Annotated in this window: 7 protein-coding genes; 3 read left to right on the top strand and 4 right to left on the bottom strand. The window is 67.7% G+C overall.

What is annotated here, in order from left to right; genetic code table 11:
• Window positions 1-10 precede the first annotated feature (10 nt).
• From BN2503_RS02805 to BN2503_RS02795, 3 genes are all read right to left on the bottom strand, one after another.
• Window positions 11-520 (bottom strand): NUDIX hydrolase, encoded by a 510-nt coding sequence (locus BN2503_RS02805; RefSeq protein WP_054255270.1) that lies wholly within the window; start codon window positions 518-520, stop codon window positions 11-13.
• A 119-nt stretch (window positions 521-639) separates the two neighbouring features.
• Window positions 640-2,076 (bottom strand): ATP-binding protein, encoded by a 1,437-nt coding sequence (locus tag BN2503_RS02800; protein WP_054255125.1) that lies wholly within the window; start codon window positions 2,074-2,076, stop codon window positions 640-642.
• A complete protein-coding gene (locus BN2503_RS02795; RefSeq protein WP_054255124.1) occupies window positions 2,073-2,750 on the bottom strand; it encodes a response regulator in 678 nt (225 codons plus the stop codon). Before BN2503_RS02795 ends, BN2503_RS02800 begins: the two co-directional genes overlap by 4 nt.
• A gap of 109 nt (window positions 2,751-2,859) precedes the next feature.
• Here BN2503_RS02795 and BN2503_RS02790 point away from each other — a divergent pair, with 109 nt between their 5' ends.
• From BN2503_RS02790 to BN2503_RS02780, 3 genes are all read left to right on the top strand, one after another.
• Window positions 2,860-4,545 carry a VRR-NUC domain-containing protein gene (locus tag BN2503_RS02790; protein WP_054255123.1) on the top strand — a complete coding sequence of 562 codons (1,686 nt, stop codon included), beginning with the start codon at window positions 2,860-2,862 and terminating at the stop codon, window positions 4,543-4,545.
• Window positions 4,542-7,124 carry an ATP-dependent DNA helicase gene (locus tag BN2503_RS02785; RefSeq protein ID WP_054255269.1) on the top strand — a complete coding sequence of 861 codons (2,583 nt, stop codon included), beginning with the start codon at window positions 4,542-4,544 and terminating at the stop codon, window positions 7,122-7,124. Before BN2503_RS02790 ends, BN2503_RS02785 begins: the two co-directional genes overlap by 4 nt.
• Before the next feature lie 643 nt (window positions 7,125-7,767).
• The gene (locus BN2503_RS02780; protein WP_054255122.1) at window positions 7,768-10,710 is read left to right on the top strand and encodes a DNA methyltransferase; all 2,943 of its coding nucleotides are present in this window, start codon (window positions 7,768-7,770) and stop codon (window positions 10,708-10,710) included.
• 263 nt (window positions 10,711-10,973) lie between these two features.
• Here the strand turns inward: BN2503_RS02780 and BN2503_RS02775 are convergent, their stop codons facing one another.
• Entirely contained in the window at window positions 10,974-14,168 is a 3,195-nt protein-coding gene (locus tag BN2503_RS02775; protein ID WP_054255268.1) for a tetrathionate reductase subunit A, read from the bottom strand.
• Window positions 14,169-14,222: the final 54 nt, after the last annotated feature.

Here is a 14,222-nt window from a genome sequence, read left to right as displayed (position 1 = left end):
CCCAGCCACCCTATGTCAGCGCGGTGCGGCGGGTATGCCCCGGCACCTGCAGCACACTGGCATCGGTGTGCACCAGCTCCAGCGGAGCGCGCCGGCCCGCCAGGTAGTCCTCAAGGCACTGCAGCACCAGGGGACTGCGGTGGCGCTCGGCGCAGGCGCGGATCTCTGGCAGGGTGAGCCACACCGCGCGCACGATGCCATCGTCCAGCGTGCGCCAGCCGTGGTGCGTGCCCACGCGCCCGGCAAAGGCGAAGCGCAGGTAAGTGATGTCGTCGCCGGTGCGCGTGCGCGTGAAGCGGTTCAGGTACACGCCCACCAGCGCCTCGGGCTCAAAGTCGTAGGCCGTCTCCTCCAGCACCTCGCGCACGCAGGCCTGCAGCGGCGATTCGCCCGGGTCCAGGTGCCCGGCCGGATTGTTCAGGCGCAGGCCGTCGGCAGTGTCTTCTTCCACCAGCAAAAAGCGGCCTTCGTGCTCGACGATGGCCGCTACGGTGACGTTGGGTTTCCAGCGGTTGGGCATGGCGCGCATTATGGCTGCGCGCCATGCCGCGAAGATGACGCCGTGTACCATGGCCGCAACGCTCTTTAATTGATAGCTTCCAGCGCTTGCCCAGCATGCCCTGGAAGGCCGAAAGCCCTTCAACCCGCAGGGTGCAGCGGCAGATGTAGCCGTGCCTCCAGCCCCGGATGCGCGGGGGCCAGCACCAGCGTGCCGCCCACGCTCTCGGCGATGCGGTGCACGATGGTCAGCCCCAGGCCGCAGCCCGGCCCGCTGGCGGTCTTGCGCCAAAAGCGCTGCGCGGCCTGCGCACACTCCGCGGGCGAAAGGCCCGGCCCCTGGTCGCGCACGCGGATTTCCACGGCTGCGCCAGCGGCATCTTCCGCCCACTGCAGCGTGGCAAGCACCGGGCCCTCGCCCTGGTGGTGGCGCAAGGCGTTGTCCAGCAGGTTGGAGACGGCGCCGGTGAGCAGCGCTGGCGGCAGGGGCAAAACCGCCTGCGCCCAGGGCGTGGGGCCTTCGCCCGGCGCGGGCAACACCTGCACCGCAACAGCGGGCACCACCCGGCCCTCGTGCGCGGCACGCTGGCACGACTGGCGCACGGCCAGCGCGAACGCCTGCACGATGGCCTCGCCCTGCGCGCCCTCGGCGCTGCCCGGGGCGCTGGCACTCTCTAACCGCGCCAGCTGCAACAGCTGCTCCAGCGTGGCGTGCATGTGGCCGATACCCTCCTGGGCCTGGCGCAGCGCGTCGCCCGCCTGCGCGGGCGGGCCCGCCTGGTCGAGCACCAGCTGTGCCACCTGCACGTGCGTCTTGATGGCGGTGAGCGGGGTACGCAGCTCATGGGCAGCGTCCATCGTCCAGCGGCGTTCGTGGGCGATGGCGGCATCCATGCGCGCAAGCAGGCCGTTCAGGCTGTCCACCAGCGGCGCCAGCTCCACCGTGTCGCGGCCCGCGTGCACGGGCGTGGGGTCATGCGGCGGGCGCCGTGCCAGCTCCTCGCGCAGGTAGCGCAGTGGCCGCAGGCTGCGCGTGCTGATCCACCAGGTGAGCAGCAGCACGCCGGCCAGCGCCAGCGCGAAGGGCAGCACCAGCGTGCGCACGAAGGTCTGCACCAATTGGTCGCGCACATCCAGCCGGTCGGCGGTGGCCACGCGCACGCCCTTGTCCTCCAGCACATAGGTGCGCCACTGCTTGCCGCCCTTGGTGATCTGGCCAAAGCCCGCGCTGCCGGCAGAGGCCATGTCCGGGATGTTGTTGGTGCGCGCGATGGGCAGGATGTCCACTTCGCTGCGCACCAGGCTCACCTCGCAGGCCACGCCATCTCGGCCAATGACCGACAGCAGCGCATCGTTGCTGGCGCGCGGCGCTGCCGCCAGCTCGGCCTGCTGGAACTGCTGCACGATGCCCACCACCATCCGGGCCGATGCGATGAGGCGGTCGTCCAGCAGCGTGCGCAGCTCGCGCTGCATGTTGGTGAACTGCCAGATCGCCACGCCGCTCCAGACCAGGCAAATGGTCAGGCTCAGGCCCAGCACCAGCCGAACCCGCAGGCTTTGCACCGGTCGTGCCGTCATGCCGCACCGCCGCAGTAGCGCGCGCCCAGCCGAAAGCCCAGGCCGCGCACGGTGTCGATCACATCGGCGCCCAGCTTCTTGCGCAGATGGTGCACGTGCACGTTCACGGTGTTGCTGCCCACGTCCTGGTCCAGGCCGTACAGGCTGTCATGCAGCTGCGCCGCGCTCAGCACGCGCCCGTGCGCCTGCAGCAGGGCCTGCAGCAAAGCCCACTCGCGGCGCGAGATATCTATCGCCACGCCGTTGCACGTGACTTCGCCGGTGGCCATGTTGACCTGGCAGTCGCCCAGCGCCAGCAGGTCGCTGGTGCGCCCGCCCGCGCGGCGCAGCAGGGCGCGCAGGCGCAGCACCAGCTCCTGCAGGTCGAAGGGTTTGGTCAGGTAGTCGTCGGAGCCGGTCTGAAAGCCGGCCACCTTGTCCTCGATGGTGCTGCGCGCGGTAAGGATCAGCACCGGCAGCGCCAACCCCTTGCCGCGCCACTGGCGCAGCAGGCTGACGCCGTCGCCATCGGGCAGGCCTAAGTCCAGCACGCAGGCATCGAACTGGCGACTAGTCATGTGGGCCTGCGCCTGCGCTACGCTGCCCGCGGTGTCGCTGGTGAAGCCGTGCAACTCCAGCCCGGCCTGGATGCCGCTGGCCACCAGTGCGTTGTCTTCGACGATCAGGATGTGCATGCGGCCCGCTTGGCAAAAGCCCGCATTCTAGGAACGGCGCGTTATCCCCACATTAACGGCGCACCCGCTGCGTCGGTATCATTGACTGTATAAACGCACAGTCTTTTGTATGCCGCAGCCCGGCCCTGCGCCCGCACCGCACCGCTTTTACTACCTGCACAACTTCCAGCGTGCGCTGGACTGGCTGCACACGCGCTATGGCGACCTGCTCGGTGTGGACGACCTGCAGTTCCTCACCGACTTTCGGCAACTGCCCCAGGCCGCACAGGCCCTGCTGGTGCGCATGGTGATGCGGCGCGGGCCGTGGTTTCGCGCGAGCAAGCTGGCCTATGACGAGATTCCCGACACGCGCGACGCCGCCGCGCCGCTGCTGGCGCGGGGCTGGCTGTGCGCCGATGCGCCTCTGGGTCTATCGGAGCTGTTCGCCTTGCACACCAAGCGCGAGCTGCTACAGATTTTGCAGGGCACTGCGCTGCACTCCACCATGCGCAAGGCCGAAATGCTGCAGGCCCTGGCCGACCGCGCTGACCTGCGGCAGCCCTACGCCGCGTGGCACCCGCACGCCGACGAGCCCGTTTGGCACGTGACGGTGGGCGCGCGCTGCGAGCGGCTGCGGCTCATGTTCTTCGGCAACCTGCACCAGAGCTGGGCGGAGTTCGTGCTGGCCGACCTGGGCGTGTTCCGCTACGAGGCCGTGCCGCTGGACGCTGCCTCGCGCGCCTTCCAGCATCAGGCCGATGTGGACACCTACCTTGCCCTCAGCGCCTGCCGCCAGGCGCTGGACGCGGAGGGCGCCGATGCCGCTGCGCTGCTGCAGGCCCTGGCCGCCGCGCACAGCGCCACGCCGTGGCTGGAGCAGCGCCGCGCGCGGGTCCTGCTGCGCGTGGGCCAGGCCTGCGAGCGCGCGCGCGACTGGCCGCTGGCCGCCCAGGCCTACGCCGCCAGCCGCGCCCCTGGTGCGCGCCACCGCCATATCCGCGTGCTGGAGCGCATGCAATGCTCCGATCAGGCTCTAGCCCTTGCCCATCAAGCGCTGGCTGCTCCTGAAAGTGAAGAAGAACACCAGCGCGTGGCGCGCATGCTGCCGCGCCTGCGCCGCAGCCTGGGGCAGGGCGGCGGGCCGCGCCGGCCCGCGCTGGCCCCGGCCGTGGCCGCTCTGCGCATGGACGTGGAACTGCCCGCGCCCACGCCACCCCAGTCGGTGGAGCACGCGCTGCGCGCGCACTGGCACTGCGCGGAGGCGCCGGTGTTTTATGTGGAGAACACGCTCGTCAACGCGCTGTTCGGCCTGCTGTGCTGGCCGGCCATCTTTGCACCCCTGCCCGGCGCGTTCTTCCACCCGTTCCAGAGCGGGCCGGCCGACCTGGCCGCGCCCGACTTCGTGGCGCGCCGCCAGGCCCTGTTCGACGCCTGCCTGGCCGAACTGCACGACGGCCGCTACCGCGCCACCATCCTGCAGCGCTTTGAAGAGAAGCACGGCACCCAGTCGCCCTTCGTGGCCTGGGGCGCGTTGAGCGCCGAGCTGCTGGCGCTGGCGCTGGACTGCATTCCGCCCGCGCACCTGGAGCGGCTGTTTGCCCGGCTGCTGCGCGACGTGCAGGCCAACCGCACCGGCCTGCCCGACCTGGTGCGCTTCTGGCCCGGCCGCCCGCCCGGGGCCGAGCGCTATGCGCTGGTGGAGGTGAAGGCCCCCGGCGACAAGCTGCAGGACAACCAGATCCGCTGGCTGGCGTATTGCGTGGCGCAGGGCATTCCGGTGCAGGTGTGCCACGTGCAGTGGTGCGGCCCGGCATGACGCCCGCCCCGCGCTCCCACGTCGTGGCCGTGCGCGCGCTGTGCGAGTTCACGGCCCGCACGGGCGACCTGGACCTGCGCTTCACCCCCGCCCCCAGCGCGCTCGAAGGCATGGAGGGCCACCGCGCGGTGCAGCAGCGCCGCGGCGCAGGCTACGAGGCCGAGGTGCCGCTGACCGGCACGTACGACCACCTGACGGTGCGCGGCCGCGCCGATGGCTGGAACGCGGCGCTGGGCCAGCTCGAAGAAATCAAGACCTACCGCGGCACGCTGGACAGCGTGCGCCCGCACCACCGCGCGCTGCACTGGGCCCAGGCCCAGGTGTACGGCCACCTGCTGTGCCAGGCGCGCGGGCTGGTGGGGCTCAAGCTTGCGCTGGTCTACGTGCACGCCACCACCCATGCCGAGACCGTGCTGGTGCAGGAACACACCGCCGCCGCGCTGCAGGCGTTCTTTGCCACGCAGTGCCAGCGCTATCTGGCCTGGGCGCACAGCGAGGCCGCGCACCGCCAGCAGCGCAACGCCGCCCTGGCGCGGCTGTGCTTTCCGCTGCCCGCGTTCCGCGCCGGGCAGCGCGAGCTGGCCGTGGCCGTGTACCGCACCGCACACCCCAACGCAGAGGGCACCAGCGCCCCCGCCGGGCGTTGCCTGCTGGCCCAGGCGCCCACCGGCATCGGCAAGACCCTGGGCACGCTGTTCCCGCTGCTCAAGGCGATGGCGCCCCCGGCTATGGCGCCCCCGGCGATGGCGCCCCCGGCGATCACCACGCAAGGGCAGGGCGGGCTGGCCCCGGCTGATGCCGCATCCGGCACCGCCGCCGATGCGGTGGCCAACGGGGACACGGAAACCATCAAAAAAGAGAGCGCGCCACGCTTGCCCAGCGGCCTGGACAAGCTGTTTTTCCTCACGGCCAAGGGCACGGGCCACGGCTTGGCGCTGCACGCGCTGGCCCAGTTGCAGGGCGCGCTGGCCCCGCACGCGCCCGGCACGCCGCTGCGCGTGCTGGACCTGCACGCGCGCGACACAACCTGCGAACACCCCGGCAGCGCCTGCCATGGCGATGCCTGCCCGCTGGCGCGCGGCTTCTTTGACCGGCTGCCCGCCGCCCGCGCCGCCGCCGTGCAGCAGCCCGCGCCTTGGGACGCCCCCTCCGTGCGCGGCGTGGCGCTGCAGCACGGCATCTGCCCCTACTACCTGTCGCAAGAGCTGGTGCGCTGGGCCGACGTGGTGGTGGCCGACTACCACTACTACTACGACAGCGCCGCCATGCTCTACGCCCTCACGCAGCAGCAGGGCTGGCGCGTGGCCGTGCTGGTGGATGAGGCCCACAACCTGCTGGAGCGCGCACGCAGCATGTACACCGCGCCGCTCTCGCCCTTCGAGCTGGCCGCCGCACGCCAGGCCGCCACCGGCCCCGTGAAGAAGGCACTCGACGCCCTGCACCGCCTGTGGAATGCGCTGAACAAGACCCTGGGCCAGGCCGCAGAAGACGCTGACACGCCGGGCCCACCCGGCGCACTGCACACCGGCACCACCGCACCGGCGCCCCCCATCGCCGCCACGCCCAGCTACCAGGCCCACGCCACCGTGCCGCCCGCGCTGCTAGGCGCGGTGCAGCGCGCCGTGGGCGCCATGGCAGAGGCCCAGGCCGACCAGCCCCTGCCGCCGGGCGACGCGGTGCTGGTGTTCTATTGGTCGCTGCTGCACTTCCAGGCCCTGGCCGAGCAGTTTGGCCCGCATGCGCTGTTCGACCTGCAGCGCGTCGCTGCCGCGCCCAGCAGCCGCAACGGCCGGGCCCGCGCACCCGCCACCACGCTGTGCATCCGCAACGTCATGCCCGCACCGCACCTGGCGGCGCGCCACGCGGCGGCGCAGGCCACGGTGCTGTTCTCGGGCACGCTCAGCCCGCCGCAGTTCTACCGCGACCTGCTGGGCCTGCCGCCCGACACCGCCTGGCTGGACGTGGCCGCCCCCTTTGCCGCCCACCAGCTGCAGGTGCGCGTGGCCCCGCACATCTCCACCCGCTGGCGCGACCGCGAGGCCTCGCTCGCCCCCATCGCCGATCTGGTGGCCGCGCAGTACGCGCGCCAGCCCGGCAACTACCTGTGCTTTGCCAGCAGCTTCGACTACCTGCAGCGCGTGGCCGCCACCCTGGCCCAGCGCCACCCGCAGGTGCCCCAATGGCAGCAAACGCGCGAGATGGACGACGCCAGCCGCGCCGCCTTCCTCGCCCGCTTCACCGAGGGCGGCCAGGGCGTGGGCCTGGCCGTGCTGGGCGGCGCCTTTGCCGAAGGCGTGGACCTGCCGGGCACCCGCCTCATCGGCGCCTTCATCGCCACGCTGGGCCTGCCGCAGGTGAACGCGGTGAACGACGCCATGCAATGTGCGCTGGACGAAGTGATGGGCCCTGGTCAGGGCTATGCCTGCACCTACCTCTACCCCGGCCTGCGCAAGGTGGTGCAGGCCGCCGGCCGCGTGATCCGCACCGAGCACGACCAGGGCGTGGTGGTATTGATGGACGACCGCTTTCAGCGTGCAGAGGTGCGCGCGTTGTTGCCACGGTGGTGGCGGGTGGGGTGAGGGGCTTGGTTCGGATGTGGGGCAGCACGCGTGCCCGTGATACCGAAAAGCGCTGGATGCTATGAATTTGGTAGCTGCTAGCGCTTATCTAAAGCGCCTTAGCGGCCTATTTAACTGATAGGCCGGCAGGATTTAATTCCCCGAATCGGCTTGAAGGGAAAGCTGATTTTTCAGTGAAATGCTCAGAAGGCGCTGAGCAAAGACCGCGCTTCAAAGGCTGTGGGGCAGCTTGCGGCCAAGAGCGGCCGTCCGCCGTGCAAAACCGAACGGCTCTTGGAGGCTGATTCCGGCCGCTCACCAACGTCCGCTCAGTTGAACCACGCGGCGTGCGGTGATAGGAGCGGGTCGTGCGTTAACTACGCCAAACCGCTGAAAAGGGGCAGCTTGTTCAGCCTTCAGTGCAGTCTCGCCTAGGCGACGGTCGGCGATTCTGCGTTGAGTGCGCGACGCCTTTCGCACGCCGTTTCCTAAAGCACCTGCTTATTGCCTTTAACCCTAGCTGCCGTCTTCTTCGCGACGGCGGAATTCACCGGCCGTGCAGGGGCTTCCGCGTGTAGACTTTGCCTCATAAAAGCCGGGGGGCTCAGCGAGAGGCTGATGCCAAGACTCTGGGTCAACAACTGACCAATTAGAGGGAGCCTGCATGGTCGGATCCGCAGAGAAGACAGCAAACCTTAAGACGTTCGTTCAATGGGCCGCAAAGCACATTACCGGCGACGAAAAAGGCGAGGCCCAGGTCTTCCTTGACCGCTTGTTCCAGGGGTTCGGATGGGAGGGCTTCAAGGAAGCCAACGCCTTCTGCGAACTCAGGGTGAAGAACACCAACGGTGGAACCTCCTTCGCCGATTTGGTCTGGAAGCCGGTCGTCGTCATCGAGATGAAGAAGCGTGGCACCGACCTGAACAAGCACTACAGCCAAGCCTTCACCTACTGGACCAGGCTAGTACCGAACCGACCTCGGTTCGCCATTCTCTGCAACTTCGACGAGTTCTGGATTTACGACTTCGAAACCCAACTAGACACCCCGGTCGACAAGGTTCTGCTCAAGGATCTCCCTACGAGGTTCGGCCCCCTGAACTTCATGTTCCCGGAGGACGTCAAGCCGATCTTTGGGAACCACCAGGAGACGGTCACCCGCAAGGCCGCAGACAAGCTCGCCGCTTGCTTCAACTCCCTGATCGCACGCAAGGTCGATCAGCCGCTGGCCCAGCGGTTCATCCTCCAGATGCTCATGGCGCTCTTTTCGGAAGACATTGGACTCCTGGACAAATACGTCGTCACCAGGCTTCTCGACGACTGCAAGACCCCACAGGACACTTATGACCTGCTCGGCGGCCTCTTCACCGCCATGAATACAAACGGCGTGAAGGGCGGCCGATTTAAGGGCGTTCCCTACTTCAACGGCGGCCTTTTCGCGCAGCCGGCCATGATCGAACTCACCGACACGGAGAAGTCTCTCCTCAGAACTGCATCCGACTTCGACTGGTCCAAGGTGCGCCCCGAAATCTTCGGGACCATCTTCGAGCACTCGCTCGGCAAAGAGCAGCGCCATGCGCAGGGCGCCCACTACACCAGCCCGGTCGACATCATGAAAGTCGTCGGCCCCACCATCGTGGCGCCATGGACCGAGCGCATCGAAACCACAAGCACCTTGGACGGCCTCAAGAAGCTCCTGGCCAGAATCGAGAGCTTCACGGTGCTCGACCCCGCCTGCGGCAGCGGTAATTTTCTCTACGTCGCCTACCGCGAGCTCAAGCGTCTGGAGGCCCGCATTTACGAGCGAATGGCGACCGAATACAAATCCGTCGATCCCAATCAGCGTCCCTTCGGTTTCGTCTCCGCGGCCAACTTCTACGGCATGGACGTCAACCCGTTCGCCGTCGATATTGCCAAGGCAACCATGATGCTGGCCCACAAGCTCGCCATCGACGAGCTTCACATCTCTGAGTCTGCGTTGCCACTAGACAACCTGGACGCCAACTTCAAGGTCGGCGATGCCCTGGTGCAGGCCGACGGCACTCGCACGGAGTGGTTCGAAACCGACGTCATCGTCGGCAACCCGCCATTCCTTGGCTCCAAGCTTGTCAAGCGAATGCTCGGCACCAGCTACGTCAACCGGCTGCGCAAGGCCTACCCGGAGGTCCCCGGCATGGCCGACTTCTGCGTCTACTGGTTCCGCCGTGCCAACGACAACCTCAAGCCCTGCACTTCGGCCGACCCTTTCGCTGGTCGCGCCGGCCTGGTCGGCACCCAGGCCGTCCGGAGCAATGCTTCCCGTCTCGGTGGCCTGGACCAGATCGTTGCCAGCGGCGCCATTATCGAAGCCGTGGAGAACCAGCCTTGGTCTGGCGAGGCCAACGTCAACGTCTCCATCGCCAACTGGATCAAGACCGAACAGGCAACATTGCTTCCCAAGACCCGGCGCCTTTGGTTCAAGGTCGATCCCGTCAAGGGAGCGAAAGCCAAGCCGCAAGCAGGAGACCAGAATCCGGCTGATTACGAGCTCGACATGAGGGAGGTGCCATTCATTAACTCGTCTCTGTCCGACCTGACCGACGTCACCGGCGCCAAAGCCCTGGCCATCAATGCCACGGCCGTGGTCGGACAGGGCCTCACGCCTGGGCACTCCGCGTTCGTGCTAACCGACGAAGAGCGCGGGACCCTGATGGCTGCCTCCAAGAAAAACGCCGACGTCATCCATCCCTACATGATTGGCGATGACGCCCTGTCCACAGGCAAACCCGCCAGGTGGCTTCTAGATTTCGAGCGCAAAACAATCGTTGAAGCCCAGGCCTACCCGGTGCCCCTCAAGCGCATCCAAGACCAGGTCCTGCCAGACCGCATGGAGAAGGCCAAAGCCTTGCCGGACAGAGATGAAGATGCCCAGGGTAACGACGATGGTGACGAGGACGAGGTCAAGAAAGGCCGTGCCCACCATCAAGCCTTTCTGGCAAAGTGGTGGCAACTTTCCTATGGTCGCCCCAAGCTCTCTGAGGCCGTCGCCAGCATCCCGCGCTACCTGGCCTGCTCACGGGTCACCAAGCGCCCCATATTCTTTTTCGTCGACTCCGCCATCAAGCCAGGCGACGCCATGCAGGTTTTCGCGCTCGCCGACGACTACAGCTTCGGGATCCTGCAGTCCGACGTCCACTGGCAGTGGTTCATCGCCAAGTGCGGCAAGCTCACTGAGCGCCCGCGATACAACGGCGACTCCGTGTTCCACACCTTCCCGTGGCCACAGGCTCCGACGGCGGCGATGGTCACCGCCATCGCCAATGCCGGCAAGGCGGTGCGCACGCTCCGAGCTGAGGCTGCTGAGAAACAAGGCATCGGCCTTAGGGCACTCTATCGGACGCTGGACTTGCCAGGGAAGAATCCTTTGCGCGAGGCCCATGAGGTGCTCAACGCGGCCGTCATGAAGGCCTACGGTTTCGCCGCCAAAAAGCCCATCCTCCAGCAGCTGCTCGACCTCAACCTAAAAGTCGCTGACAGGAGCGCCAAGGGGGAGCCCGTGCTCGGGCCTGGCGTGCCAAGTTCGTACAAGAATCCGTCGAACCTCATCTCAAGCGACTGCTTCAGCACTTGAGCTCAAGTCAATTTGCTCTGTTCGCTGCAGCGGACGCTTCGCCGACCACTGAACTTAGACGTTGAGCGGCAGCTTCGAGGCGCTGAGTCCGGCAAACTGAAGGACCGCAACCCGCCACATCGCTGACTTAGGCCAACAAGGTTCGAACGTCGGCAGTGGGTCGAAAGCCGCCGACAAAAAAAAGCCCATCGCGGATGCGATGGGCTTTTTGCTTCTGCAGCACCTGCGCCCGCAAGCGCCCGGTGCTCAGCACCTGGCAGGCATCACACCTTCCGCACCTTCACGGGCAAGCCCTGGCGCACCACGGCCCCCGACACCCAGTCGATCCACACGTTGTCCTTGGCGGGACGGGTGGGGTCGGCAAAGCCCAGCGTGTTCAGGTTCACGCCGTTGCCGTGCTGCGGGTTATGGGCCATGGGCTTGCCGTCCACGGTGTGGACGGCGGCGCCCAGCTGCTTGTGGCCGTAGCCGTATTCGATGGCCAGGGCGCCCTGGGCGATGCCGCTGCGCACCAGGGCCACGCCTTGCAGCTTGGCGCCGGGGGTGCTGACCTCGATGCGGTCGCCGTTAGTAATGCCCAGCTTGGCCGCGTCGTCCTTGTTCAGGCTGATGGGGTTGTGCGGGTGCACCTGGCGCAGGCGCGAGGCGGCGATCGACATGCTGCTCATCAGGTTGGACTTGTAGCTGCTCATGGTCAGCGGCCATTCCTGCTCGGTGAAGCGCTCGCGCATGCTGCTGCCGTCGGCAAAGCGGGTGGGGAACCAGGTGGGGCAGCCCACGTAGCGCTCGCCGGTCATGGAGTGGCGCATCTTGGCCAGGCCCTCGTGCCACAGCTGCACGGGGAACTTGTAGGCGGCCTTGATCTGCTCGCCCTTCCAGGCGTCTTCGATCTTGTCGAAGCGCCCGCCGCGGCTCATCACCATGGCCACGCGGCGCACTTCCTCGGGCTTGAGGCGCTTTTCCACTTCGGGCATCCAGCGGGTGACGCCGGTGAGGGCGATGTCGTCGTCGCTGGCTTCGGGCACGGGCTTGCCGGCCTGGTAGGCGATGTTGCACATGCCGCGCAGGTAGAAGTCTTCGGCGCTTTCCAGGTCGAGCGGCTCGCCGTCCTTGGTGCTCATCGCTCCCTTGCCAAAGCCGGGCAACTGCAGTTGCTTGGCCACGGCGAAGACGAAGCTCTCAAAGCTCACCGGCTTGCCGTCGGCGGTCTTGGCGGTGGCGGCCTCCACGGTGGGCCAGCGCACGGTGCTGCTCTTGGCGATCACGTCGGCCCAGGGGGCGCCGATGCCCCAGCTTTCGTACGTGACGGTGTCGGGCACGATGTAGTCGGCCAGGGCCGAGGTCTCGTTGATGAACGGATCGACCGAGACGAACAGCGGCAGCTTCTTCGGGTCCTTGAGGGCGCTGACCAGCGTGTTCTCAAAGCCGCAGATGGCGTACACCGGGTTGCTCATGTGGTTGATCCACGCCTTCACCGGGTAGGGGTAGCCCATGAGGCCGGCAGCCAGCATTTCGCTGGAGAGGCCCCCAGGCGCCGGGTACCACGGTGCCTTGGCCGGGTAGGGGTTCTGGCCGGCTTCTTTCTTGCGCTTGAATTCGCTGGTCTTTTCGTACGGAAAGCGCGTGCGCGACAGCGCCACGCCCGTGGCTTTGACCGCGCCCTCGAACTGCGCAAAGTTGTAGCGCGGGCCGGGGCCGAAGGGGCCGAACGGGCCGGCGTCCAGCACCCAGCCGCCCTTGACGTTCAGGTTGCCGATCAGGTTGTTGAGCATGGCGATGGCGTAGGCGGTGTAGAAGCCCGAGCCGCTCATGGTGCCGCCGTGCGAGTTGGCCACGGCCTGCTTGCCATGGCTGGTGAATTCGCGCGCCAGGTCTTCGATGTCTTTAACCGGCACGCCGCACAGGTCGGAGTATTCCTGCAGCGTCTTGCGGCGCGCTTCCTCGCGCAGCTTGACGAACGAGGTGCACACGGCGATCGGCGCGGGCTCCTCGGTGGCGCCCGCGGCCTTCAGGGGCGTGAATTCGCGTTCCACCACCAGCTCGGCCGGCTCGGCCACGGTGTGGGGCACCAGCTTGAAGCCGCCGTTGCCGTCGGCCACCTGCACCACGTACACGTCTTCGGCGGGGGTTTTCTCGTCCACCGGCTCGGGCATGGGCAGGCCCAGGTCGGCGCCGCGCAGGAACTGGCCGTAGCGCGGGTGCTTGGGGTCGTTGATGAGCAGGTGGGTGGCGTTGCTCCAGCTGGCCTCACCGGCGGCGGCCATGGCGGCCGGGCCGGGCTGGGTGAGGTACTTGGCGTCGTAGCGCTCGTTGTCGATGATCCAGCGGATCAGCGCCATGGCCAGCGCCAGGTCGGTGGCGGGCTTGATGGGCAGCCAGCGGTTGTTGTCGCCCGCCGCGTGGCTGGACGACATGGGCAGCACGGGCGACACCACCACGTAGCGGTAGGTGTTGTCGTCGCGCGAGCGGGCCTCGGCCAGCTCGCGGCCCTGGCGTTGGAAGGGGTTGCCCGCCTGTGCGGGTGCCGTGCCCAGAAACAGGCCGAAGCGCGAGTTCTTCCAGTCGGGCTTGCCGTGCGGCATGCCGGGGATGTTGCCCAAGGCGGCAGCGGTGCCCACGCGGTAGGTCTGGCCGCAGTAGGCGCCATGGTTGGCCACATTCACCGTGCCGAAGGACTGGCGCGCAAAGCGGTTGATGAGCGGCGTGCGGCCTTCGTTCGAGGCGTCGGTCACCAGCAACTGGTTGGCCTTGGGGCCGTACTCGGGGTTCTCGGGGTCGATCAGCGTTTGCACGTCGCGGATGGCGGCCAGGCCGTCCACGTGGCCTTCGCCGAACAGGTCGCCGCCCTCGCAGATTTCCTTGACCAGCTGTTCCAGCGAGATGCTCTTCCACTGGCCGGAGCCGCGCGGGCCCACGCGCTTGAGCGGTGTGAGCACGCGGTGGGCCGCGGTCTGGTGCTCCAGCATGGCGGAGCCACGTGCGCAGCTGGTGGCGCGGCCTTCCAGGCCGTTGTCGCCGCCCAGCATGGCGTACACCTCGCGCACGGGCGTTTCCATGGGTGCGTGGTGCGTGGTGGCCAGCGGGTGGTAGGGGTTGCCGGCGATGCGGATGATTTTGTTGTGCGCGGTGTCCACGCGCACGCGCACGCCGCACTGCGTCCAGCAGCCCAGGCAGCTGCTGGGGCTGACCACCTGGCCCGGCTGGGTAGTGAGCTGGCCGGTCACGGGGTCGATGCGGAACTCGGGCGTGAGCGAATTGCCACGCGTGGCGCTCTTGGTGGCGGTGCCCGAGGTGCCATGGATCAGGCCTTTGGCGCCCTTGGCCACGGTCTCACCATAGCCCGCCGCAAAGGCGGCCAAGCCACCGGCCACGGCACCACCGCGCAGCAACATGCGGCGGCGGTTGGTGTCAGGGGTGTTCTCGGTGTCGGGGGAGGGAAGCGATTTCTTGTCCGTCATGGTCTGCACTTTCACGTGCAGCGCCAGCACGTATCAACCCAAGTTTGATAGCTG

This window comes from Paenacidovorax caeni (assembly GCF_001298675.1).
In the GTDB taxonomy this organism is placed as follows: Bacteria; Pseudomonadota; Gammaproteobacteria; order Burkholderiales; family Burkholderiaceae_C; genus Paenacidovorax; species Paenacidovorax caeni.
Note: the sequence above shows the minus strand (reverse complement) of the source record. Positions and strands in the feature narration are given on the sequence as shown.

Coding starts and splice junctions, on each gene's coding strand:
- BN2503_RS02805 (WP_054255270.1), bottom strand. CDS start 520: ATGCCCAACCGCTGGAAACCCAACGTCACCGTAGCGGCCATCGTCGAG.
- BN2503_RS02800 (WP_054255125.1), bottom strand. CDS start 2,076: ATGACGGCACGACCGGTGCAAAGCCTGCGGGTTCGGCTGGTGCTGGGC.
- BN2503_RS02795 (WP_054255124.1), bottom strand. CDS start 2,750: ATGCACATCCTGATCGTCGAAGACAACGCACTGGTGGCCAGCGGCATC.
- BN2503_RS02790 (WP_054255123.1), top strand. CDS start 2,860: ATGCCGCAGCCCGGCCCTGCGCCCGCACCGCACCGCTTTTACTACCTG.
- BN2503_RS02785 (WP_054255269.1), top strand. CDS start 4,542: ATGACGCCCGCCCCGCGCTCCCACGTCGTGGCCGTGCGCGCGCTGTGC.
- BN2503_RS02780 (WP_054255122.1), top strand. CDS start 7,768: ATGGTCGGATCCGCAGAGAAGACAGCAAACCTTAAGACGTTCGTTCAA.
- BN2503_RS02775 (WP_054255268.1), bottom strand. CDS start 14,168: ATGACGGACAAGAAATCGCTTCCCTCCCCCGACACCGAGAACACCCCT.